The organism is Streptomyces sp. NPDC057697, assembly GCF_042799335.1.
GTDB lineage: Bacteria > Actinomycetota > Actinomycetes > Streptomycetales > Streptomycetaceae > Streptomyces.
The window spans coordinates 485,953-509,701 of sequence record NZ_JBHVJA010000002.1 but is presented as its reverse complement, the minus strand read 5'-3'; the positions used below and the strand labels follow the sequence as shown (position 1 = coordinate 509,701).

Sequence of the window (23,749 nt, the reverse complement as noted above, 5' to 3'; positions counted from 1 at the left end):
GCCCATCAGACGTCGATCTTGGACAGGCGTCGGATCACGATGAATCCGATCGCGTACAGGGCCAGGGACACGATCACCGCGACCTGCCCGATGAAGGCGCCCGTCATGCGGTCGAGTGCGCCGGGCATGACGGCATTCATCAGGAGCATGGCGCCCAGGCCGAACGCGGGAACGGCATAGGCCGTGACCGTCACCTGGGAGAGCTGGGTCTTGACCTCGCGCCGGGTCTCCTTGCGCTCCTCCAGCGTCTCGGTGAGGTTGCGCAGCGAGCTGACGACCGTACCGCCGGCCCGGTTGGACAGAACCAGGGTGGTCACGAGGACGACGAGCTCGCGGGAGGGCAGCCGGTCGGTCAGTTCGCTCATCGCGTCTTCGAGGGGTTCACCGACGGCCAGGCGACGGGCGACCCTGGCCAGTTCCTCGCCTGCCGGGTCCTCCAGCTCGTCGGCCGCCATTCCTATGGAGGTGCGCAGGGCGAGGCCGGCCTGGGTGGCGTTGGCGAGGATGCGGGCGAGTTCGGGGAGCTGGTTGATGAAGTGCTCCGTGCGTTTGGTCCGTTGCCAGTTCAGGAAGGCATTGGTTCCCCAGAGGCCGACGAGTGCGGCCACCGGACCGAAGAAGCTGGCGAGCACGGACGAGGCGAGCATCCAGAACCCGGCCAGCGCGACGACCGCGTAGACGAAGAACTCGCCGGGAGTGATGTCGAGACCGGTGGCGGCCAGCTTCAGTTCGAGCTTCCGGCCCAGGCCGGTCTTCCGCAACCGGCTGTCCACCGCTCGGAATCGACGGCGTCGGCCGGTCTCCGGGATGTGTCCCGTGTGCGAAAGACGGTCCACCAAGGCGTCCCGGTCTGCCTTGCCCCCGCTGTACGCGTGTAGACCCACGACGCCGGTGACCCCGGCGAGCAGCGTGACGCCGATGGTGAGAAGAGGGAGATTCGTCATGGCACGTTACCTAGTTGGCCTCTCGGGTGGCGAGCTGTTCGGCGGATTCGGCGACCCCGAAGGCCTGCGGGACGGGCTGGCTGGCCATGTAGAGGCGCTCGGCGATCTTGCGCGGGATCGGGAGGTAGGTGAACTCGCCGTTGATCCGCCCCTCGGCGTCCATCGGCTGGGCGTCGAACTTGGCGACGGTGACGATGCGGTAGGGATCGCGCCCGTGCGAGTCGAGGACGGCGATCTCGGTGATCTTCCGGGAACCGTCGGCGTGCCGGGTGAGCTGGACGATGACGTCGACGGCGCTGTTGATCTGGTCGTGCAGTGCCTCGAACGGGATCTCGATCTCGGACATCGAGGCCAGGGTCTGCAGACGCATGAGCGCGTCCTCGGCGTTGTTGGCGTGGACGGTGGCGAGCGAGCCGTCGTGACCGGTCGACATCGCCTGGAGCATGTCCAGCGATTCACCGCCACGGACCTCACCGACGACGATGCGGTCGGGGCGCATACGCAGGGAGTTGCGGACCAGGTCGCGAATGGTGATCTGGCCCTTGCCCTCCACGTTCGCCGGGCGGGACTCCAGCCGGATGACGTGGCTCTGCTGGAGCTGGAGCTCGGCGGAGTCCTCGATGGTGACGATGCGTTCCCTGTCGGGAATGAGGCCGGAGAGCGCGTTGAGGAGAGTCGTCTTCCCGGTACCGGTGGCTCCGGAGACGATCACGTTCAGTTTCGCCTGCACGAGCCCGGACAGCAGGATCAGCATCTGCTCGTCGAGCGAGCCGACATTGATCATTTCCTGGAGTGTGAAGGCCCTCGGGAACCGTCGGATGGTGAGCGTCGCCCCGGTCAGCGACAGCGGCGGGATGATCACGTTGACACGTTCGCCGCTGGGTAGACGCGCGTCGACCATGGGGTTCGACTCGTCGACGCGTCGGTTGACGGTCGAGACGATGCGCTCGATGGTCTGCATCAGCTGTTCGTGCGAGCTGAAGCGCATGGGCAGCTTCTCGACCTTGCCACTGCGCTCGACAAAGATCTGGTCCGGTCCGTTCACCATGATTTCGGTGATGGACGCGTCTTCGAGAAGCGGTTCCAGAATGCCGAGGCCGAGAGCCTCGTCGACGACCCTTCGGATCAGTTGGGTGCGTTCGACGGTGGAGAGGACCGGTCCTTCACGGCTGATGATGTGGCTGAGCACGCGCTCCAACCGCGCTCGCCGGTCTGCGGCGGCGAGCGAGGACATCTCGGCCAGGTCGATCTCTTCGAGCAGCTTGGCGCGGTAGGTGGCCACCATGTGGCTGTCCTCCCGCGCCCCGCCGTTCTTCTCGGGGGCGGTCATGCGTGCCCGCAGACTCATTGCGTAACTCCTCGCTCAGACGTGCTTGTGGTGCTCCGGTTGCGCTGTGCGGGACCCGCTCACCCTCGCGGCATGGTGGAGCTGCGCTTGGCCCAGCCCCAGTCGTCGATGCCGGGCACGACGGAGGGGATCCTGACGCGAGTGGTGTACGTCACCGAGCCGGTCCCGCCCTCGCGCCTGAACTTCGAGTTCTTGTAGCTGCCGAGCCAGTCGCTCATCGCCTCGCGCCCGGCCCGTTCCGAGTCCCCGCGCGACATGTCCTGGGTGGCGGTACGCGCGGCCGCGCGGGCGCCGGTGCCCGCCTGGTTCGCGGCATACGCGGCGACCCCCAGCTGAATCGCGAAGAGGCCCACCAGAAGCAGCAGCGGGATGAAGCCCATGTACTCGATGGCTACTTGACCACGGTCCCGGCGAGTCCCGGCAGCCCTCCGTGTGTGTACGCGCATGCTCATCGCTCAGCCTCCAACGGCGACGCGGCGTTGCCCTCGATGGTCATCGGCCAGTTGAGTACGCCGGGCACCAGGACCGGTACGCGGAGCTTCACCGTGGCCTTGTACAAACCACCCGAGCTCTGGCACGACGTCCGCTTCATCGAATCCCGCCAGACCGTCGGCAGGTCCTCCGCGGCGGCTTCCCGGCACGCCTGTCCCCGCGATCCCTCCGAGATGGCCCCCTTGTGCGCCGCCTCGTCCGCCGAGTTCCCCGCCAGGGAGAACGTGTAGCCGATCAGCGCGCACTGCCAGAGCGCGATGAACAGCAGGATGATCAGCGGTGTGACGCCCAGGAACTCGATCGCGGTCTGGCCGCGGTCCCGTCCCCGGCCCAGGAGGCGGACGCGCATTCCGCCCCGCGCCGGGGCGGCGTCACCGTAACGCCTTCCCCGTATCTCCGTGTCTTTCGTCTCGGTAAGTGCCATTGGTCAACTTGCCCCCTAGGTCGTCGGCAGGTTCCGGGTGCCGTCGCGGTCGCGGCGGCGCCCGATCGAGCCTCGGTCGTTCTTGAACTTCGCGCTGCTCTTCGCGCCGTTCTTTTCCGCCTTCTCAGGAACCTTGACGATGCCGAGCTCGCCCGCAAGGGCCCAGAGGGCCTGTTTGACCGTGCTCTTGGAATCGAGCTCATGCAGCCGGCCCGCGTCGACGACGCTCTGGAGCTCCTTGAAGTTCGCGGGGATCGCCGTGTTGGCCGTGCTGGTGCCGGTGATCTTCTCGATCAGCTGCGGCTGGATCTCGGTGTTGCGGATGAACCGGTTGACGACGGTGACCGTCTCCTCCGCCTTGCGGATCTGGAGCCGGTCCCACATCCGTACGACGCGCTTGGCGCCGCGTACCGCGATCACATCGGGTGTGGTGACCAGGAGCGCCGTGTCGGCCATCTCGATGGCGGCCGCGCTGGCGCCCTGGAGCTGGCTGCCGCAGTCGACCACCAGGACCTCGTAGCGCGAGCGCATCGCGCTGACGATCTGCCGGGCCGAGCGGTCGCTGACCTCCTCGGCGCTCTCGCCCTCGCCGGGGGCCAGGAGCAGCGCCAGACCGGTGCCGTGGCTGAACACGGCGTCGGACAGGACGCGCGGCGATATGTCGGTGATCGTCGACAGGTCGACGATCGACCGCCGGAACTGCACATCGAGGTACGAGCCGATGTCACCGGCCTGGAGGTCCATGTCGACCAGGGCCACGCTGCGCCCGGACGCCTGGGCCGCCAGGGCGATCTGTACGGCGGTGAGCGTGGTGCCGACGCCGCCCTTGGCGCCGCTGACCGTGACGACCGTACCGCCGGGGCCGGTGAACACGTCGTTGCCGGTGGTCAGGTGGCGGCGGACGCCGACGGACCACTGGGCCGCGGATTGAACCCTGTTGGCCAGTTCTTCGTAACTGAGGGGGAGGGTGACGACGCCACGCGCGCCCGACTCCATCGCGGACGAGAAGAGGCCGGGGGTGACATCGGCGGTGATCAGCACGACCCCTATGGCGGGGAAGCGCAGGGAGACCTCCCGGATCAGTTCCAGCGCCGGCACCGGTCCGATCCGCTCGTGGACCAGCACGACCTCGGGCAGATCGTCGAGCGCCTCGCCCGCGAGCCGGGCGAGGGTGTCGATGAGCTGGGTCGAGTCGGTCACGGGAGCGGCCGGCTCGGCGTCGGGGAGCTGGCTGAGCAGGGTGGTGACGGATCTGGCCGCGTCGACGTCACCGACGGCCGGGAGGATCCTGGTGGTCATTCGATCCTCACTTGTCCTTGTCGAGCGTGTAGGTGCGGTCGCCGGGACGGATGGTGCTGTCGCTGCCGGAGGCCAGGAGCGCGAGGCGTACGTGCTCCGCGAAGGACTCGGCGTAGGCGATGCGCTGGGTGTCGAGCGTGTTGAGCGCGAAGGTGATCGGGACGGCCTCGGTGCCCATGTTGGACTTGCCGTCGTGGTTGGGCTCCAGGGCGGTCAGCTTGCCGACGTCCAGGACCTTGGCGTTGGAGACGATGACCTTCGACTGGGACGGGTCGCCGTCGCGCTCACCGGCGAAGGTGGCGTAGATGTTGACGGTGGCACCGGGGGTGATCTTGCCCGCGACGCCGGTCGCGGCGTCGATCATGATGGCGATCTCCTGCTCCCCGGGCTGGAGTTCGGGGCGGCGCTGCATCATGTCGGACTGGAGCAGCGAGCCCTTGCGCAGCTGGGTGACGGCGATCTTGCCGTTCACCTCGGAGAGATCGGTGACCGCGTTGTGGGAGAGCCAGCGCTTGGGCATCGATATCTTCTCGAACTGCCCGGAGGACAGTGCGGTGTAGGGCGCTACGTCGGACCTCAGCTGGTAGGCCGAAACTTCCGGCCCGACCTTGGAGTTGACGTCGCTGATCACCGAGAGCACGCCGGCGAAGGCGCCGAAGGCGCACAGAACCGACAAAAGCAGGAGTATCACGCCGCGGCGCTGACGGGAGTTCATGGACCGGACAACCTCGTTCGATTCGGATGCGTGGGGCAGCGGACGGAAGGGCGTCTACGGAGGAAAGCGGAAGCGCTGGGACTGCGGTGGTACGAGGACTGCCGTGGTACTAGGACAGTGGTGGGGCGAGCGCTTCATGGCTGAGGACACCGGCGGAGTGCATTCGGTTCTCGGCCGCGGGTAGCGGGGAGGAGCAGAACCCGCAGCGATCACCGATGAGGTCCATTCCGCACCAGTGGCAGTTCTCACGGCGTACGGAGGACACCAATTGGTACAGGACGGAGATGTCTGGCAAATAGGCGGCGAATTCCACCAGTTTTCCGGTTCCCCACCATGCCGGGGATTCGGACGGAAGTGCGGACTCGTGAATGGCCTGGACCTGCCACGCGGGCGCGAGGGTCTCCTTCACCCACTCCGACTGCGACTGCCCTTTGGCGGTCATGAGGTGGGTGCCGAATTCCGGGCCGGTCGGCGGGTCGGCCTTCGGGCCGACCCTGACGAGCTGCGGCTCGGGACCCGCGACCACGGCGAACTGCGAACCGGGCACCCAGGACTTCGCATGGGTCCTGAGGTCGACCGGCACCCGGTCGAACCTGGTGACCGAGTGGAGCAGGGCGCCGGCGTGGATGTAGTGCGTCAGCAGCCGGGCGGCGGAGGCGACCACCCCGGGGCTGAAGTCACAGATCGACAACTGGCGCAGCTGCCTGACGAGTACGGCGACGCCCAGCGGCGGGAGGTCCACCTTGACCAGGGCGATGCGGTCGCTCTCCAGGACCGAGCGCACGGAGTAGAGCCGGCGCTCGTGGGCGGGCGGGATGGCGGAGGGGTAGACGGCGACGACATAGCCGTGCTGTTCGAGGAGCACGTGCATGTCACCGATGGCCATCTCCAGCGCCTGGGCATCGGGTGCCTGCAGCAGGGCGGCTGTCGGTGTCTGCTGATCGGTCGGAGGTAGTACCAAGTCAGCACTGGTCACTGCTATTGCGGTCGGCACGCTGTTCCCCGTTTCGGCTCCGGCCGACGCCGGTCATGACGTCGGCCGCAATCGCTCCTGCTCCGCGGTTCTGCCTCAGCACTTTATCCACGTCCTACCTGGCAGAGAACACTTTTCGGAGGCCAGTCCGACAACATGTGCGAGTCGCCCGCGTAACACCTGAGTGCTAAATCGGATCAAATCGAAAATCGTCAACTTCTGTACAACTGCGGAGGGTTACGGATCCACCTGCCGGTCATCTTGCGCCGTGAATTCATCCGCGCACGTCAGCGCGGATACGGATCCTTGCGCACCGGACGCACCCGGGACCCCGGATCGTCACTGTCCGAGCACTCCGCCCCCTCACTCGTACGGGCTTCCGCGAAGTCAACAAAACGTCAATTCACAGGCGCGTCGACTGGACTTCGCCCCTCGCGAGGGGCGCCGCGGAGGGCATCGGGGGGCACAAGCGGAGCGCGTACGGACCCGGCCGGGCCATGCGCTCGCCACGGCTCTCATTGCCAGAGGTCTTGACAACTTGATTGGTCTGGACCAGTTTATCGGCCAGCGGTGGCCACCGTTCCTCAACTCCACATCCCCTTCTTCTCCCCGTCACCTCCCGGACGGCCCGGAGTACCGCCGGTCCCCCGTCGGCTCGTCTCCCGGCACTCCCGGCAGGCATCCCCAACTCCCCCACGGAGGCAGCAAGTGGAACGTTCCCCCTTTAGCGGCCACAGAATCCACGGGCGGCGCGGCCGGGTCCGGATCGGTGCCGCCACCGCCGTCCTCGCGGCCGGCGCGCTGACCCTCACGGGTCTCGCCGGAAACGCCCAGGCCGCCGACATCAACGTCGCCAAGAACGCGGGCTTCGAGTCCGGGCTCGCCAACTGGACCTGTTCCGGCGGCAGCGGTGCCACCGTCTCCTCCCCCGTGCACGGCGGCACCGCCGCCCTCAAGGCCACCCCGTCCGGCCAGGACACCGCCCGGTGCTCCCAGACCGTGGCCGTGAAGCCCAACTCGACGTACTCGCTCAGCTCCTGGGTGCAGGGCGGGTACGCGTACCTCGGCGCGAGCGGCACCGGGACCACCGACGTGTCGACCTGGTCCCCCGGCTCCGGTGCCTGGACGCAGCTCACCACCAGCTTCAAGACCGGCCCCAGCACCACCTCGGTCGAGATCTACACGCACGGCTGGTACGGGCAGGCCGCCTATCTGGTGGACGACGTCTCGGTCAACGGCCCCGACGGCGGGGGCGGCACCGACCCGGAGCCGGGCATCCCGGCCGCCCCGGCCGGACTCGCGGTGGGCACGACCACCTCCTCCTCGGTGGCCCTGTCCTGGAACGCGGTGTCCGGCGCGACCGGCTACACCGTCTACCGGGACGGGCAGAAGGCGACCACAGCCACCGGGACCTCGGCGACCGTCACGGGACTGACCGCCGACACGGCGTACCAGTTCGCGGTGACGGCCACCAACGCGGCCGGTGAGTCGGTCAAGTCCGCGACGGTGAGCGGCCGTACGGCCAAGGAGGGCGGCGGCAACCCCAACCCCGGTACCTCCGTGCCCAAGCACGCGGTGACCGGCTACTGGCAGAACTTCAACAACGGCGCGACCGTCCAGAAGCTCAGCGACGTGCCCGCGAACTACGACATCATCGCGGTCTCCTTCGCCGATGCCACGGGCACCCCGGGTGCCGTCACCTTCAACCTGGACACGGCGGGCCTGAACGGTTACACCGTCGACCAGTTCAAGGCCGACATCAAGGCGAAGCAGGCGGCCGGGAAGAACGTCATCATCTCGGTCGGCGGCGAGAAGGGCTCCGTCTCGGTCAACAGCGACGCCTCCGCGACCAACTTCGCCAACTCGCTCTACTCGCTCATCCAGGAGTACGGCTTCAACGGTGTCGACATCGACCTGGAGAACGGCCTCAACTCCACGTACATGACGAAGGCACTGCGCTCGCTCTCGCAGAAGGCGGGCTCCGGCCTGGTCATCACGATGGCCCCGCAGACCATCGACATGCAGTCGACCGGTGGCGAGTACTTCAAGACGGCGCTCAACATCAAGGACATCCTGACCGTCGTCAACATGCAGTACTACAACAGCGGCGCGATGCTCGGCTGTGACGGAAAGGTCTACTCGCAGGGCTCGGTGGACTTCCTGACCGCGCTCGCCTGCATCCAGTTGGAGGGCGGCCTCGCCCCGTCCCAGGTCGGCCTCGGTGTCCCCGCCTCCACCAGCGCCGCGGGCGGCGGCTATGTCGCCCCGTCGGTCGTGAACGCGGCCCTGGACTGCCTGGCCTCCGGCACCAACTGCGGTTCGTTCAAGCCCTCGAAGACGTACCCGGGCATCCGCGGTGCGATGACCTGGTCGACCGCCTGGGACGCCAAGTCGGGCAACGCCTGGTCCAACGCGGTCGGCCCGCACGTGCACGGCCTGCCGTAACCACCTGATCCCGCCCGCGCCGCCCGCCGCGACCACCGGCCGGCATCAGTGACCAGCAGCGCCGCCGCTCCCCCGGCGGCGCTGCTGCACGTACGGCGCGGGACGCCCGGTGCGGTGCTCGGCCGGGCGGGCCGCTCCGGGCCGCTCCGGGCCGCTCCGGCTGATCGCCGGGTCCCGGGCCCCGTGCTGTAATCCTGCGAACGGCGCCGGGGCGCGCCGACGTGGAGGAGGGGGACTGGACGTGGCTGCTCGAACGGGGCGCGTCGCCGCGATGGCCGTGATGGTGGCGGTCCTGCCGCCGGCCGGTTGCGGCGATACCGGTGGCGGTGGCGGGGACGAGGAGCGCGCGGCGGCCGCGACCGCCGCCGCACGGGCCTATCAGCGGGCCTCGGTGGATCAGGACTGGGAGGCCGCCTGCGAGGGCCGGACCGAACGGCTGCGGCGGAGTTGGGGGGCGAACACCCTGGCGCAGTGCGTCGAGATCACCGGTGCGCCCCGGCTCGGCGCCTACTCGGACGCGCGGGTGAGCACCGGCGAGGCGGTCGAGATCCCGGCCTTCGGTCCGCACCCGGCGGGGATCGGACTGCGGGTGACCTTGGAGACCGGTACGGGGAAGCCCGGCACCCTGCACACCGCGCTGCGGCTCGTACCCGGGGAGCGGGGCACGTGGCTCGTCGATCAGGCGGTCGCCCTCGTCGACGCGGGGCGCACGGACACCGAGGCCGTGCGGTCCGCGCTCGCCCGCAAGTGAGCGGGCCGCCGGAGGCCCCCGCCCCGACCGGGGCGCGGGCCGTCCGGGGCGCGGGCCGCCGGGCCACGGGCCGCCGGGCCACGGGCCGCCGGTGGCCCCCGCCCCGTCCGGAGCACGGGCCACCGACTGACACCGTGTCCGCGCGGGTGCGGTGTCAGGGCCACGGGGCGCCCGGGGCGTGTGCCGGAGGTCCCGTCCGCCGTGTGGACGACGCCGCTTTCGGCACACGCGCTAGATGACCAGGCTGAGCAGCGCCGCCACCGCGAAGCCGGCGATCGACAGGACCGTCTCCAGGACCGTCCAGGACTTCAGGGTGTCGCGTTCGGAGATGCCGAAGTACTTCGACACCATCCAGAATCCGCCGTCGTTCACATGCGAGGCGAAGATCGAACCGGCCGAGATCGCCATGATGATCAGGGCCAGATGGGCCTGCGACAGGTCCTGCCCCTCGACCAGGGGGACGACGATGCCCGCGGTGGTGACGATGGCGACCGTCGCCGAGCCCTGGGCGACGCGCAGCACCACGGAGATCAGCCAGGCGAGCAGGATGACCGGCAGGCCGACGTCGTCGAAGGTCTTGGCGAGCGCGTCCGCGATACCGCTGGCCTTGAGGACGGCGCCGAACACCCCGCCCGCGCCGACCACCAGCAGGATGTTGCCGACCGGCTTCAGGGACGAGGTGGACACCTTTTCCAGGGACTTGCGGGACCAGCCGCGGCGGATGCCCAGCAGGTAGTACGCCAGCACCAGCGCGATCGTCAGGGCGACGAAGGGGTTGCCGAAGAACTCGACGACGGAGCGCGGGGTGGAGGGGTCCAGCGCGATGGAGGAGAACGTCGCGGCGAGGATCAGCACCAGCGGGGTGCCGATGATCGCCAGTACGGTGGAGAGCGCGACCGGCTCCTCGCGCGGGGTGACCCCGGCGGCCCGCTGTTCGGCGACGACCGCGGCCCTGGCCTCCTCGGCGGCCTCGACCATGTCCTGCGGGACGGCGACGAAGATCCGCTTCCCGATCCACGCGGCGTAGCCCCAGGCGGCGAGGACGGACGGGATGCCGACGACGGCGCCCATCAGGATGACCCAGCCGAGGGAGACGTGGAAGAGTCCGGCGGCGGCGACCGGGCCCGGGTGCGGCGGCAGGAAGGCATGGGTCATCGAGAGCCCCGCCAGCAGCGGCATCGCGTAGAGCAGGATCGATTTGCCGGACCGTTTGGCGGCCGCGTACACGATCGGCGCGAGGACGAAGATGCCGACGTCGAAGAAGACCGGGATCCCGAAGATGAGGCCGGTGAGGCCCATGGCGAGCGGGGCGCGCTTCTCGCCGAAGAGGTCGAGCAGACGGCTGCTCAGCACCTCGGCCCCGCCGGAGACTTCGAGGATCGAACCGAGCATCGTGCCGAGCCCGATGATGATCGCCACATGGCCGAGGATGCCGCCCATGCCGGATTCGATGACGGAGACGGCGGCGGACTTCTGGACCGTGCCGAAGAGTTCGGTCACGGAGAGACCGGCGCCCAGGCCGACGGCTATGGAGACGGCGAGCAGCGCGACGAACGGCTGGAGCCTGGCCTTGATGATCAGGAAGAGGAGGAGCGCGATTCCGAGGGCGGCGACGGTCAGCAGACCGGCGGTGCCGTCGACCAGCGGGAGGATGCCACCGGTGTGGGGCGGTGTCTCGGCCGGTGGTGGGGTTGCGGCGAGCAGCATGCGTGACTCCGTGGCGGCGGTTTCGGGTGTGGGGGAGCGCGGCACGGCGCCCCCACGGGGTGGGGCGCCGTGCCGGTGGTGCGGCGGTGCGGATGCGGCAAGTGGATCAGCCGGCTCAGCCGAGGACGGCGAGCGCGTCGATCTCGATCAGCAGGCCCTTGGGGAGGCCGACGTAGACCGTGGTGCGGGCGGCGGGGGCGGCCTTGAGGTCCTGCTCGCCGAAGTAGGCGTTGTAGATCTCGTTCATCTCGGCGAAGTGGTCCACGTCCGTGAGGTAGACGCGCATCATCATCACGTCGTCCCAGCTCGCGCCGCCCTCCTCCAGGATCGCCTTGACGTTGGCGAAGGTCTGGAGGGTCTGCTCGCGCAGCGTCGGACCGGCGGGGGTCGGTGCCTGGCCCTCGACGGCGGGCAGGAAGCCGACCTGGCCGGCGACCTGGAGGATGTTCCCCTTCTTCACCCCGTGCGAGAACTTCGCGGGGGGCGTGGTGTGGGTGCTCGGGGTGAGGGCGGTCTTCTCGGTCATGACAGTTCAGGCCTTCTTGGGTCGGGGGGTGCCGGAGTATTCCCGGCTGATGGAATCGGCGGTGCGGCGCACCAGCGGGAGCAGGGTGAGGAGTTCCTCGGCCGTGACGACGACGTTGGGTGCCGAGACCGACATCGCGGCGACGACCCGTCCGTCCGCACCCCGGATGGGGGCGCCGACGCAGTTGATGGACTCCTCGTGGCCGCCGAGGTCGGTGGCCCAGCCCTGTTCGCGGACGACGGCGAGCTCCTTGAGGAACGCGCCGGCGTTCGGGGTCGAACGGGACGTGTACATGGGGTAGTCGAGCTTCTCGGCGATGGTGCGCCGCTCGGGCTCGGTGAGGTCGGCGAGGAGCAGCTTCGCGACGGCGGCGACGGTGATCGCGACGGGCTTGCCGATCCGCGAGTACATCCTGACCGGGTAGCGGCTCTCGACCTTGTCGATGTAGAGGACCTCCTGCTCCTCGTACACCGCGAGATGGACGGTGTGCCCGCAGTTCTCGTTGAGCTCGACGAGGTGCGGGTGGGCGATCTCCCGTACGTCGAGGTTCTCGACGGCTTCCTGCGCGAGGGCGAAGAGGCGGGCGCCGAGGCGGTAGCGCTGGTCCTGCTGGCGGTAGACGAGTCCGTGTTCGTGGAGCGTACGGAGCAGGCGCAGCGCCGTGGACTTGTGGACGCCGAGCCGCTCGGCGACCTGGCCGAGGTCGGCGGGCCCCCGGGCGAGCAGCGGCAGGATGCTCAGCGCCCGGTCGACGGTCTGACTCATGTCGTACGTACCTCCTGGTCGTCCCCCGTCCAGCCGGGGCCGAGTCGAAGTCTCCCCCAGCCCTCGTCGTCCAGTGCGGCAAGGGCGTCGGCGTGCGCGCGGGACGGCGGGGCGGTGAGGTCGCCGGGGACGGTGAGGACGGCCGCGGCCATCAGGTGGCCGTGCCGGACGCGGTCGCGCACGGGCAGGTCGCGGAGGGTGGCGGAGAGGAACCCGGCGGCGAAGGCGTCACCGGCGCCGACGGGTGCGACGACGTCCACCCGGAGGGCGGGAACGGTGGTGATGTCGTCGGCGCCCGGGACGCCGCCCGGACCGGGGATGCCGTCGGCGCCCGAGAAGACCGTCGCGCCGTCCGCGCCGCGCTTCACGACCAGGACGGACGGTTCCGGCAGCGCCGCGCGGACCGCCGCCGCGCCGGTCAGCCCCCACGCCTCCGCCGCCTCGTCCTCGCCCACGAAGACCAGGTCGCTGCGGCGGGCCAGGTCGAGGAGGACGGTGGGGGACGCGTCGGTGCCGCGCCACAGGCCCGGCCGGTGGTTGACGTCGAAGGAGATCAGCGGGCGGCCGGGGCGGGGCGCGGTCAGGTCGTGGAGCAGGTCCAGGCAGTCGGCGGAGAGGGCGGCGGTGATACCGGACAGGTGGAGCACCCGGGTGCTGGGCAGCGAGGCGTAGGGGACGGTGTGCGGGGACATCGCGGAGGCGGCGGACCCGGCCCGGTAGTAGGCGACCTCGTGCACGTCGGTGGCCCGGTCGGTCGCGGTGCGGAAGTAGATCCCGGTGGGCCGCGCGGGGTCGCGCCGCACGCCGGAGGTGTCGACCCCGTAGCCCGCGATCGCCTCGACGAGATGGTCGCCGAAGCCGTCCGCGCCGACCCGGCCGACCCAGGCCGCCCGGTGCCCGGCGGCGGCCAGCGCGCAGGCCACGTTGGACTCGGCGCCGCCGATGCCGCGGCCGAAGGCGGGTACGTCGGCGAGGCGTCCGGGCTGCGACGGCAGGAACGTCACCATGGACTCGCCGAGGCACACGACCTCGGTGGCCGTGGCGGCGTCGGCGGTCCTGGCCGGGGTTCCGGACACTCGGGGCTCCTCGCGGGTCGGTGGGGCGGTTCGGGGCGTGCCGGGGATACCTGCCATTGACCCGGCGTCGGCTCGGATGTTAGACAGCGGTGAGCGATATACGCAATGGGTGTTGCATATGATGCAACGATGACTTCGAGCGAGGAGACCCCCTTGGCCGCCGCCCGTCCCGTGTCCGGACTTGCCGACGAACTGGTCGACCACCGCTTCAAGGCGCTCCCGCCCGACGCCGAGGGCCTGACCGTCGGCGCCCTCGCCGCCGAGCGGCGCAACCTCTTCACCGGCGGATTCACCACCCCGGTGCTCGCGCTGTCCGCCGAGTCGGTCGAGCACAACCTCGCCCTCCTGGAGACGTACGCGGAGCGCCATGGGCTGGCCTTCGCCCCGCACGGCAAGACCTCCATGTCCCCACAGCTCTTCGCCCGCCAGCTGGAGCACGGCGCCTGGGGCATCACCGCGGCCGTCCCCCACCAGGCGCGGGTCTACCGGGCGTACGGGATCCGGCGGATCTTCCTCGCCAACGAGCTGGTCGACGCCGCGGCCCTGCGCTGGATCGCCGGGGAGCTGGACTCGGACCCGGAGTTCCGCTTCGTCTGCTACGTCGACTCGGTGCGCGGCGTCGAGCTGATGGACGAGGCGCTGGGCGCGGCGGGCGCCTCCCGCCCCGTCGACGTCGTGGTGGAGCTGGGCGCGGGCGAGGGCGCGCGCACCGGTGTCCGTACCGAGGCCGAGTGCGCGGCGGTGGCCGACGCCGTGGCGGCGGCCGGGACGCTGCGGCTGGTGGGCGTGGCCGGTTACGAGGGCGAGGTGCCGGACGCCTCCGGCGAGCGGGTACGGGACTGGCTGCGCCGGCTCGTCGCGCTGGCCGTCTCCTTCGACCGCGCGGGGCGCTTCGCCGCGGCCGGCGGGGAGATCGTGATCAGTGCGGGCGGCAGCGCGTGGTTCGACGCGGTGGCGGAGGTCTTCGCGGAGATCCCGGAGCTGTCGGCGCCGGTGCTGAAGCTGCTGCGCTCGGGGGCGTACGTCTCGCACGACGACGGCCACTACCGCCATCTGACCCCGTTCAACCGGGTGCCGGAGGAGGGCGAGCTCCAGCCCGCCTTCCGGCTGTGGGCGCAGGTCGTGTCGCGCCCGACGGCCGAGCAGGCGTTCCTCAACGCGGGCAAGCGGGACGCGGCGTACGACCTCGACCTGCCCGAGGCTCAGGTCGTGCGGTCCGGCCGGGACGGCGCGGTCCGGCCCGCGACGGGCGTCTCGGTCAGCGGTCTGTCCGACCAGCACGCGTGGGTGCGTACGGAGCCGGGCGCGGAGCTGGAGGTGGGCGACTGGGTGGGGATGGGCCTGTCGCACCCGTGCACCAGCTTCGACAAGTGGCAGCTGATCCCGCTGGTCGCGGCGGACGGCACGGTCACGGAGTACATCCGCACGTTCTTCTGACGCCCGCGGGGCGGGGCGGGGCCGCCTCCCCCGCCCCGCCCCTGCCCCGGTCCCGGGGCCACGCCCCCGGACCCCCGCTCCTCGAACGCCGGAGGGGCCGACCTGCCCCTCCGGCGCCGGAGGGCCTGAACTGGAGCCCCCATGGACCTGGTCATCCGCAACGCCCACGTCGTCGACGGCACCGGCAGCCCCGGCCGCCGTGCCGATGTGGCCATCGCCGACGGCCGGATCGCCGAGATCCGCCCCGAGGACTCCCCCGGGCCCCGCCCCTCCGGCCGCCGGACCCTCGACGCCGACGGGCTCGTCCTCACGCCCGGCTTCATCGACATGCACGCGCACAGCGATCTCGCGCTGCTCCGCGACCCGGACCACAGCGCCAAGGCCGCCCAGGGCGTCACCCTGGAAGTGCTCGGCCAGGACGGCATCTCGTACGCCCCGGTCGACGACCGGACGCTCGCCGAGGTCCGCCGCTCCATCACCGGCTGGAACGGCAGCGGCGACGACATCGACTTCGACTGGCGCACGGTCGGCGAGTACCTGGACCGTCTGGACCGCAACTTCGGCGGCCGGGGCATCGCCGTCAACGCCGCCTACCTCGTCCCGCAGGGCACGGTCCGGATGTACGCGGTGGGCTGGGAGGACCGGCCCGCCACCGGGGCCGAACTGGACCGGATGAAGGCGCTCGTCGCCCAGGGCATGGCGGAAGGCGCGGTCGGCATGTCCTCCGGCCTCACGTACACCCCCGGCATGTACGCCGACGACGCCGAACTCACCGCGCTGTGCCGGGTGGTGGCCGAGCACGGCGGCTACTACTGCCCGCACCACCGCTCGTACGGGGCGGGCGCGCTCGGCGCGTACGAGGAGATGGTGCGGCTCACCCGGAACGCCGGCTGCGCCCTCCACCTCGCCCACGCCACCATGAACTTCGGGGTGAACAAGGGCCGCGCCCCGGAGCTGCTCGCCCTGCTCGACGAGGCGCTCGACGCGGGTGCCGACATCTCCCTCGACACCTACCCGTACACCCCCGGCTGCACCACGCTCGTCGCGATGCTGCCGAGCTGGGCGAGCGAGGGCGGGCCCGTGCCCACGCTCGCCCGGCTCGTGGACGACGCGGCGGCGGAACGCATCCGGCACCACCTGGAGGAGCTGGGCTCGGACGGCTGCCACGGCGTGCCGATCGAGTGGGACACCATCGAGATCTCGGGGGTCGGCACGCCCGCCCTCGCCGGCCACGTCGGGCGCACGGTCGCCGAGTCCGCCCGGCTGCGTGGCGAGGCGCCGTGGGCGACCGCGCGCAGGCTGCTCGTCGAGGACCGGCTCGGCCCGACGATCCTCCAGCACGTGGGCCACGAGGAGAACGTGCGGGAGATCATGCGCCACCGGGTGCACACCGGGGGCAGCGACGGCATCCTCCAGGGCGACAAGCCGCACCCGCGCGCCTACGGCACCTTCCCGCAGTATCTCGGGCGGTACGTCAGGGAGTTGGGCATCCTGTCGCTGGAGGAGTGCGTCGCCCACCTCACCTCGCGCCCGGCCCGGCGGCTGCGCCTGGCCGACCGCGGGTACGTCCGCGAGGGGTACCGCGCCGACCTGGTCCTCCTCGACCCGGCGACGGTGGCGGCGGGCTCCACCTTCGAGGAGCCGCGCACCCTGCCGACCGGCATCCCGCATGTGCTGATCGACGGCCGGTTCGTCATCGAGGACGGCCGCCGCACCCAGGTCCTGGCGGGCCGGGCCGTCCGGGGTACGGGGAGCGCCCGGCGCCGCCTATGAGGCCCCCTCCCCCGCCTGCTCCTTCGCCCAGGCCAGGTCCTCCTCGGTCGGGGCGTCGTCCTGGGTGAGGCTGCGCCGCCAGTACCCGGCGAACCGCACGGCCTCCCGGGGCAGCCCGCGCTCCTCGACCAGATGGCGGCGCAGGGCCCGTACCGCCCCCGCCTCGCCCGCCAGCCACGCGGCCCCGGAACCGGCGGGCAGCCGGGCCGACTTCACGGCGTCCACCAGCGAGCCGCCCCGGTCCCGGTGCACCCAGTGGACGTCCGCGTCACCGAGCGGGCGCTCCTCCGCCGCGTCGGCGACCTCGGCCCGGACGAGCGCCCGCGTCCCGGGCGGCAGGGACTCCAGCAGGGTCCCGATCGCGGGGAGCGCCGTCTCGTCACCGGCGAGCAGCAGCCAGTCGGCGGCGGGCAGCGGCCGGGCGTACAGCGACGAGGGGCCGACCATGCCGAGCACATCGCCGGGCCGGGCGTCCCGGCCCCAGCGGGCGGCGGGCCCGTCGTCCCCGTGGAGCACGAAGTCGACCGTCATCACGTCCAGCCGGCGGTCGTACCCGCGAACGGTGAAGCTCCGCATCGGCGGGCGCTCCGGCTCGGGGATCGCGAGGTACGCCTCGTACCACCGCATGCCGTAGGCGTCGTCGGCGTCCGGTTCCGGCAGCCGGGGCACCGTCTGCCCCGCCCTCGGGAAGCACAGCTTCATCTGCTGGTCGGGCCGGTCCTCCATGAGCTCCGCCAGCGCGTCCCCGGCGAAGGCTATACGGGCCGTCCGCGGAGTGATCCGCTCCACGCCGACGACCCGCACGTACGAAACGGTCAATGCCTGCCCCATCGCGGCTCCCACCCTCTCCCACTGATAGCTTACGTCGTAAGGAATTACCCGGGCGAAGTTACTTTACGTCGTAAGGAGTTGCAAGTGGTGGTCTTTGCCGGACAGGGCGACGCCCGTCGTTCGATGTCGCTGCTGTGGCGCGCCGAGCAGCCGGAGCGGCGGACCGGCCCCGGCCCCAGGCCGGGGCTGAGCGTCGACGCGATCGTCACCGCCGCGATCGCCGTCGCGGACGAGGAGGGCATGGCCGCGCTGTCGATGCGCGCGGTGGGCGAGCGGCTCGGCCGCACCGCGATGGCGCTCTACACCTACGTACCGGGCAAGAGCGAACTGCTGGACCTTATGTACGACGCGGTCCACGCCGAGCTGCCCACGGAGTACGACGGGACCGACGACTGGCGTACGGGGCTGACCCGCTGGGCGCGGGACACGCTGGAATTCCACCTCCGCCACCCCTGGGTGCTCCTGGTCTCCCAGGCCCGCCCGGTCCTCGGGCCGCACGCCTACGCGGGGCTGGACACCCTGGTGCGTCTGCTGGCCGCGACCGGGCTCGAAGCGCGGGCGCTGCGCCGGCTGGCCGGTACGCTGACCCACTTCGTCCGCGGCTGCGCCGGGACGGTCGCCGAGGCGCGGCAGGCCGCGGCGGAGACGGGCGAGTCGGACGAGGCGTGGTGGTTCGCCCGCTCGGCACTGCTGAGCGAGGTGGCCCCCGACTTCGCGGACCGTTATCCGGGTCTGGCCGCCATGGAGACCGGGTCCGCCCCGCCGCGGCCGGACGAGGGGGCCGTGCCGTACCTGGAGCGGGAGGCGCGGGAGACGTTCGAAGCCGGGCTCGGGGTGCTGCTCGACGGGATCGGGACGGCGGTCCGGCGCGCGGGCGCGTCCGGGACCTGAGCACGCCGCCCGGCCCGGACAAGCCGCCGCCGCGGCACCCGGTGGGCACCGCGGCGGCGACGGGTTCAGCGCGTCACGGCTTGGGCAGGGCACACCCCGCACGGTCCAGGTCGAAGACATTGCCGGCGCCGATGCACGGCACGATGCCGTACGTCTCCTGGGCGTAGTTGATGCCCTGGCGCACCGTCACATTGCCGTTCTCGTCGACCTCGCACGGGTTGTTCTCCGTGCACCGCTCGCCGTCCTCGTTGCCGGTGTTGTTGACGGCGACGACCTTGCCGGTCGCGTTGTCGATCACCGGGGAGCCGGACGTACCTCCGATGGTCTGGCAGGCGGAGGTGTAACGGACCGAGTCCTTGAAGGTCCAGTCCCCCTCCTTGAGGCGGTAGACGAAGCCGTCGACGTTACAGGAGTAGGTGCGCTTCCAGTAGGCGGACGCGACGGTGATCGCGGTGCCCTGGACCGGGTGCGCGGTGTCGAGCTCCAGCGCCTTGATGCCGTAGGTGCTCTCGATCTGGGCGTAGGTGCTGGTGAGTTGGTACACCGATATGTCGGTGTCGGTCATCGTCCCGTACGCGATCTTACTGGCCCGCAGGGTGCCGACGCCGCTGCCCGAGGCGTTCAGCAGGGTGAAGCTGCGGGAGGACGGCTGGTTGAACACGACGTCGCCGGGGCCCGGCATTCCGGTCTCCAGGCAGTGCCCGTTGGAGAGCACCAGCGCGTGGTCGCCCGGCTGGGAGTCGGGGGTGCGGATGACGGAGCCGGAACAGTTGCTGAGCGCCACGGTCCCGGCGAAGTTGACCGCCTTGGGCCTGACCTTCTCCTTGACCGCGGTGGGCGCGGCCGCTTCGTGGCCGGTTGCGGCGGTCGCGGGCGCCACGCCTGCCCCGAGGAGCAGTACGGCGAACAGCGCACCGACGAGAGGCTTCTTCATGTGGGGGTCCCCTCAAGTGACCTGGGCAGGGTCCTGATGGCCCCGGCCCACCGAAGTTGCCTTCGGATTTGACATGCGCATGTTGGCGCACCGAAGGGACCCCCACAAGGGGCGGTTTCAAGCCGTTCGGGCGCGAGAGGCGCTTGTGCCGACGGCCCGCGCGGCGCGCACGCGCACCGACCGGCCCGTGCCCCGCGTCGGCGCACCGCTCCCCGGGGACCCGCGCGAAGCCGCGCCGCCCGGTGGCCCGGCCCTGCGGCGACGCTCGCCCCCGGCCCCCGTACGGTCGGCACATGACCTCCGACCACGCGGCCGAAACCGGCCCCCGCCCCGCCCTCGACCTCGACGCCTATCTCACCCGCATCGGCTGGGCCGGGGAGCGCCGGCCGACCGCGCGGGTGCTGCGCTCCGTGCACCGGGCCCATGCGCTGGGCATCCCCTTCGAGAACCTGGACCCGGTGCTGGGCAGCGCGCCCTCGCTGGCGGTCGCGGACCTGGAGGCGAAGCTCGTGCGCGGCGGGCGCGGCGGGTACTGCTACGAACACAACACGCTGCTCGCCGCCGCGCTGACCGCGCTCGGCTTCCGGATCACGCTGCTCTGCGCCCGGGTCGTGGTGGGCGCCGGGCCCGGGGAGATCCGGCCGCGCACCCACATGCTGATGCTGGCGGAGGTGCCGGGCGAGCCGACCCCGTACCTCGCGGACGTCGGCTTCGGCTCCGTCGGCGCGCTGCTGGAGCCGGTCCCGCTGGCCGCCGGTGCCGAGGTGGCCGACGCCCCGCGCCGCCACCGGCTGGTGAACACCCCGCACGACGGGCCGCTCGCCCGGTGGGAGCTCCAGGCGCACACCCCCGGCGGGGCGTGGGAGTCCCAGTACGCCTTCACGGTGGAGCCCTTCGAGGCACCGGACTACGAGGTGATCAACTGGCACATCGCGACCAACCCGCGCTCCCCCTTCAGCCGCCGCCTGTACGCCCAGCGCACCACCCCGGACTCCCACCTGTCGCTGACCGGCCGCACCCTCACGGCCACGGCGCCGGACGGCACCCGCGAGGTCCGGGAGCTGCGGGACGGGGCGGAGGTGCTGCGCGTACTGGCGGACCGCTTCGGCATCCGCGTACCCCCGGGCACCCGTCTGCCGGAGTGAGGGGACGGACCGTGCGCCGGACGGCGGGGTGGCCGGTTCGCCCCTCCGGCGGCTCCGGGGTCGTGGCGCATCTCACCCGTCCGGGTCCGTCACTCCGCCGTTCCACCGCATTCGAAGCCGCTCCCCCGTCCGGGCCCGGCGTTCCCACGGTGCCGGGCAGTGGCCGCATGGCTATGGAAGTCCGCGCGGACCGGGGGACATACCCGGCCGGGGCAACCGGAAGGGAAAGGCCGGGCAACGGGCGCAACGCGGTCGTAAGCTCCCGGACATGCAGGTCATCCAGTCCACGAAGCTCGCCAATGTCTGTTACGAGATCCGGGGCCCCGTGCTCGAAGAGGCGATGCGGCTGGAAGCAGCCGGTCACCGCATCCTCAAGCTGAACACCGGCAACCCCGCCGCGTTCGGTTTCGAGTGCCCGCCCGAGATCCTTGAGGACATACTGCGCAACCTCTCCGGGGCGCACGGCTACGGCAACGCGAAGGGGCTGCTGTCCGCGCGGCGGGCGGTGGTGCAGCACTACCAGACCAAGGGGATCGAGCTCGACGTCGAGGACGTCTACCTGGGCAACGGCGTCTCGGAGCTGATCCAGATGTCGATGCAGGCGCTCCTCGACGACGGCGACGAGGTCCTCGTACCGGCTCCGGACTACCCCCTGTGGACCGCCTCGGTGTCGCTGGCCGGGGGCACGGCCGTGCACTACCGGTGCGACGAGCAGTCCGACTGGATGCCGGACCTCGCCGACATCGAGCGGAGGATCACCGACCGCACCAAGGCCCTCGTGATCATCAACCCGAACAACCCGACGGGTGCGGTGTACGACGACGAGATGCTGCGCGGGCTGACCGAGATCGCCCGGCGCCACGGTCTGGTGGTCTGCTCCGACGAGATCTACGACCGGATCCTGTACGACGGGGCGACCCACACGCCGACCGCGACGATCGCACCCGACCTGATGGTGCTCACCTTCAACGGGCTCTCCAAGAACTACCGGGTGGCCGGATACCGGTCCGGGTGGATGGCCGTCTGCGGGCCGAAGGCGCACGCCTCCTCGTACATCGAGGGGCTGACGATCCTCGCCAACATGCGGCTGTGCGCCAACATGCCCTCGCAGCACGCCGTGGCCACCGCGCTGGGCGGCCGCCAGTCGATCGACGACCTGGTGCTCCCGGGCGGGCGGATCCTGGAGCAGCGGGACACCGCGTACGACCTGCTGACGCGGATCCCGGGCGTGACCTGCGTGAAGCCGAAGGGGGCGCTGTACCTCTTCCCGCGCCTCGACCCCAAGGTCTACCGGATCAAGGACGACCGACAGATGGTGCTCGATCTGCTGCGGGCCGAGAAGATCATGGTCGTGCACGGCACCGGGTTCAACTGGCCGGAGCCCGATCACTTCCGGGTCGTGACGCTGCCGACGACCGAGGACCTGACGGACGCGGTGACCCGGATCGCGCACTTCCTGGACGGATACGGCCAGCCGTAGGGCCACCCGTCGAACCGCACCGGGCGACGGGTGCGCGGAACCCCGAGTCGATTACGGATAACTTTAGACTGAATCCAATGTAGGATGGTTCCACTGCAACACCAGGAGGCCATCCATGTACGAACCGATCCGCACCAAATCGGTCCACACACCGGCCGACCACGCCGACGACTTCCCGCACCGCTCCCGTGAGGAAGAGCTGGACATCCAGCTCGCCGGGCACCTGGCCGCGCTCCTCGCGGTCACCGACGAACTGGGCCTCGGCGAGGCGGGCGACCGCATCGCCGAGCAGGTCGCCAGGCTGCGCGGCGCGCCGCCCGCCCGGCACGCCGGCCGGACCGGGGCACCCGCCCCGGCACTGCACCGCCGCGCCCACGCCCTCGCGGGCCGCGCGCTGGTGGTGGCCGCGTCCCGCGCCGACACGGCCGTCGCGATTCTCGCGGCCGAGCGCATGGACGCACACACCGCGGCGCTCGCCGCCCCCGCTCCGGCGCGACTGGTCGGCGCCCACTGACGGCCCCGGTCCGCGTGCCGTCGAGGCGTGCGGGCCGGGTGCCACCCGCCCCCGAGGCGCACGGCCGGCTGTTTCCGCCGCCGTCGCGCCTCCGTTGCGTTCTGGGATGATTGCTTCACCTGCCGTCCACCCGACTCGGCCTGGAATGTGGGTTTCCGCGAGCAGGCTTCGCGTGTGAGACGCATCGTGGGAATCGTCCTGGCGGTGCTGCTGATCGGCGGAGTGGCAGTGGCCGTCGCAGCAGGCCGCGACAGCAAGGACACGAGCACGGCAACGAAGACCGTGCGTGGCGTGATCGGGTCGGAGAAGGCCGAGTTCTTCGCCGACCCGGACGTGGTGAAGGCCCTGGCTGCCAAGGGAATCACCGTCAAGGCGGAGACGTCCGGGTCCTGGGCCATGGACCGGCTCCCGCTCAAGGGGTACGACTTCGCCTTCCCCGGCTCCAAGGCCCCGGCCGACGAACTCCAGCACGGCTCCGCCGTCAAGGGCGGGCCGCTCAGGCCCTTCTACTCCCCGCTGGTCGTCGTCGCGCACCGCGCCGCCGCCCGGGTCCTGGCGGACAACGGGCTGGCGAGGCTGAGCGGCCCGACCGGCGGGAAGCTGCTCATGGGGCCCTACCTCCGGGCCGCCGGGGCGGACCGGACCTGGCAGCAGCTCGAAGGAGCGGACCAGCACGCCGAGTTGACCGGCACGGTGTTCATCACCAGCACCGACCCCGTCTCGTCCAACTCCGGCGCCCTGTACCTCGCCGCCGCCTCCTACGTCGCCGACGGCGGCCGGGTCGCCGCCGACGACGCCGCCGTCGACCGCACCGCTCCCCTGCTCAAGAAGCTGATCCAGGTCCAGGGGGCACAGCAGACCAGCAGCGACGCCCCGTTCCGGGACTTCATCAGCGGGGTCGGCAACCCACTGGTCCTGGTGTACGAGTCACAGGTCGCCTCGCTGCTGATGCGGCACCAGGACACCGGGGACCTGGTGCTGCTCTACCCCGACACCACCGTCTCCAGCGACCACACCCTGGTACCGCTGACCGACACCGGCCGCAGGCTCGGCGAACTGCTCTCCACCGACCCGGAGCTGCGCCGACTCGCCGTGCGGCACGGCTTCCGGCCGCAGGGCGCGTCCGCCGAGTTCACCGCCGCCACCGCGGACCACACCGACTACATCGACCAACAGCTGACCGGGGTCCGCCAGGCGCCCGTGCCCACCGCGACGGTGCTGCGCACGATGGCCCGGCGGACCCGCGGCTGACGACACCCGCCTCCAGGAGGCCCCAGCC

The 23,749-nt window shown here is 71.1% G+C and carries 22 protein-coding genes; 9 read left to right on the top strand and 13 right to left on the bottom strand.

Annotated features, from left to right (window positions below):
* Positions 1-5: 5 nt before the first annotated feature.
* The 7 genes from ACFVFH_RS07320 to ACFVFH_RS07290 form a co-directional block, all read right to left on the bottom strand.
* On the bottom strand, positions 6-944 hold the full coding sequence (locus tag ACFVFH_RS07320; RefSeq protein WP_383764626.1) for a type II secretion system F family protein: 939 nt from the start codon (positions 942-944) through the stop codon (positions 6-8).
* A gap of 10 nt (positions 945-954) precedes the next feature.
* The gene (locus tag ACFVFH_RS07315; RefSeq protein ID WP_383764623.1) at positions 955-2,292 is read right to left on the bottom strand and encodes a CpaF family protein; all 1,338 of its coding nucleotides are present in this window, start codon (positions 2,290-2,292) and stop codon (positions 955-957) included.
* A 59-nt stretch (positions 2,293-2,351) separates the two neighbouring features.
* Positions 2,352-2,738, bottom strand: a complete 387-nt coding sequence (locus tag ACFVFH_RS07310) for a TadE family protein (protein ID WP_383765572.1) — start codon at positions 2,736-2,738, stop codon at positions 2,352-2,354.
* A gap of 2 nt (positions 2,739-2,740) precedes the next feature.
* A complete protein-coding gene (locus tag ACFVFH_RS07305; protein WP_383764621.1) occupies positions 2,741-3,133 on the bottom strand; it encodes a TadE family protein in 393 nt (130 codons plus the stop codon).
* Positions 3,134-3,223: 90 nt separating this feature from the next.
* Positions 3,224-4,507, bottom strand: coding sequence for a CpaE family protein (locus tag ACFVFH_RS07300; RefSeq protein ID WP_383764618.1), 1,284 nt, complete (start codon positions 4,505-4,507; stop codon positions 3,224-3,226).
* A 7-nt stretch (positions 4,508-4,514) separates the two neighbouring features.
* A complete protein-coding gene (gene cpaB, locus ACFVFH_RS07295; RefSeq protein ID WP_093550270.1) occupies positions 4,515-5,222 on the bottom strand; it encodes a Flp pilus assembly protein CpaB in 708 nt (235 codons plus the stop codon).
* 109 nt (positions 5,223-5,331) lie between these two features.
* The gene (locus ACFVFH_RS07290; protein WP_383764615.1) at positions 5,332-6,198 is read right to left on the bottom strand and encodes a hypothetical protein; all 867 of its coding nucleotides are present in this window, start codon (positions 6,196-6,198) and stop codon (positions 5,332-5,334) included.
* A 705-nt stretch (positions 6,199-6,903) separates the two neighbouring features.
* On the opposite strand from ACFVFH_RS07290, the gene ACFVFH_RS07285 reads away from it, so the two are divergent.
* Both ACFVFH_RS07285 and ACFVFH_RS07280 read left to right on the top strand, forming a co-directional pair.
* Entirely contained in the window at positions 6,904-8,640 is a 1,737-nt protein-coding gene (locus ACFVFH_RS07285) for a chitinase (protein ID WP_383764612.1), read from the top strand.
* 241 nt (positions 8,641-8,881) lie between these two features.
* Positions 8,882-9,391, top strand: a complete 510-nt coding sequence (locus ACFVFH_RS07280) for a hypothetical protein (protein WP_383764610.1) — start codon at positions 8,882-8,884, stop codon at positions 9,389-9,391.
* Positions 9,392-9,622: 231 nt separating this feature from the next.
* Here the strand turns inward: ACFVFH_RS07280 and ACFVFH_RS07275 are convergent, their stop codons facing one another.
* From ACFVFH_RS07275 to ACFVFH_RS07260, 4 genes are all read right to left on the bottom strand, one after another.
* Positions 9,623-11,098, bottom strand: a complete 1,476-nt coding sequence (locus ACFVFH_RS07275) for a GntP family permease (protein ID WP_383764607.1) — start codon at positions 11,096-11,098, stop codon at positions 9,623-9,625.
* Between the two features lie 115 nt (positions 11,099-11,213).
* On the bottom strand, positions 11,214-11,624 hold the full coding sequence (locus ACFVFH_RS07270) for a RidA family protein (protein ID WP_356480669.1): 411 nt from the start codon (positions 11,622-11,624) through the stop codon (positions 11,214-11,216).
* Between the two features lie 6 nt (positions 11,625-11,630).
* Positions 11,631-12,389 carry an IclR family transcriptional regulator gene (locus ACFVFH_RS07265; RefSeq protein ID WP_383764604.1) on the bottom strand — a complete coding sequence of 253 codons (759 nt, stop codon included), beginning with the start codon at positions 12,387-12,389 and terminating at the stop codon, positions 11,631-11,633.
* A complete protein-coding gene (locus tag ACFVFH_RS07260) occupies positions 12,386-13,465 on the bottom strand; it encodes a sugar kinase (protein ID WP_383764601.1) in 1,080 nt (359 codons plus the stop codon). Before ACFVFH_RS07260 ends, ACFVFH_RS07265 begins: the two co-directional genes overlap by 4 nt.
* A 129-nt stretch (positions 13,466-13,594) precedes the next feature.
* Between ACFVFH_RS07260 and ACFVFH_RS07255 the strand changes: the two genes are divergently transcribed.
* Positions 13,595-14,902: an alanine racemase gene (locus ACFVFH_RS07255; RefSeq protein WP_383764598.1), complete on the top strand. Its 1,308-nt coding sequence runs from the start codon at positions 13,595-13,597 to the stop codon at positions 14,900-14,902.
* Between the two features lie 141 nt (positions 14,903-15,043).
* Positions 15,044-16,675 carry an amidohydrolase family protein gene (locus tag ACFVFH_RS07250; protein WP_383764595.1) on the top strand — a complete coding sequence of 544 codons (1,632 nt, stop codon included), beginning with the start codon at positions 15,044-15,046 and terminating at the stop codon, positions 16,673-16,675.
* On the opposite strand, the gene ACFVFH_RS07245 is transcribed toward ACFVFH_RS07250, so the two are convergent.
* Positions 16,670-17,506, bottom strand: coding sequence for a siderophore-interacting protein (locus ACFVFH_RS07245; RefSeq protein WP_383764592.1), 837 nt, complete (start codon positions 17,504-17,506; stop codon positions 16,670-16,672). The genes ACFVFH_RS07250 and ACFVFH_RS07245 overlap by 6 nt on opposite strands.
* An 84-nt stretch (positions 17,507-17,590) precedes the next feature.
* Here ACFVFH_RS07245 and ACFVFH_RS07240 point away from each other — a divergent pair, with 84 nt between their 5' ends.
* Positions 17,591-18,397: a TetR/AcrR family transcriptional regulator C-terminal domain-containing protein gene (locus ACFVFH_RS07240; RefSeq protein WP_383764589.1), complete on the top strand. Its 807-nt coding sequence runs from the start codon at positions 17,591-17,593 to the stop codon at positions 18,395-18,397.
* Between the two features lie 73 nt (positions 18,398-18,470).
* Here the strand turns inward: ACFVFH_RS07240 and ACFVFH_RS07235 are convergent, their stop codons facing one another.
* Positions 18,471-19,331, bottom strand: a complete 861-nt coding sequence (locus ACFVFH_RS07235) for a serine protease (RefSeq protein WP_383764586.1) — start codon at positions 19,329-19,331, stop codon at positions 18,471-18,473.
* A gap of 293 nt (positions 19,332-19,624) precedes the next feature.
* On the opposite strand from ACFVFH_RS07235, the gene ACFVFH_RS07230 reads away from it, so the two are divergent.
* From ACFVFH_RS07230 to ACFVFH_RS07215, 4 genes are all read left to right on the top strand, one after another.
* Complete coding sequence (locus tag ACFVFH_RS07230) at positions 19,625-20,476, top strand: arylamine N-acetyltransferase (protein WP_383764583.1); 852 nt, start codon at positions 19,625-19,627, stop codon at positions 20,474-20,476.
* A gap of 268 nt (positions 20,477-20,744) precedes the next feature.
* Positions 20,745-21,956 (top strand): pyridoxal phosphate-dependent aminotransferase, encoded by a 1,212-nt coding sequence (locus ACFVFH_RS07225; RefSeq protein WP_383764580.1) that lies wholly within the window; start codon positions 20,745-20,747, stop codon positions 21,954-21,956.
* Between the two features lie 115 nt (positions 21,957-22,071).
* On the top strand, positions 22,072-22,470 hold the full coding sequence (locus ACFVFH_RS07220) for a hypothetical protein (RefSeq protein WP_383764578.1): 399 nt from the start codon (positions 22,072-22,074) through the stop codon (positions 22,468-22,470).
* Between the two features lie 147 nt (positions 22,471-22,617).
* The gene (locus ACFVFH_RS07215; RefSeq protein ID WP_383764576.1) at positions 22,618-23,721 is read left to right on the top strand and encodes a hypothetical protein; all 1,104 of its coding nucleotides are present in this window, start codon (positions 22,618-22,620) and stop codon (positions 23,719-23,721) included.
* Positions 23,722-23,749: the final 28 nt, after the last annotated feature.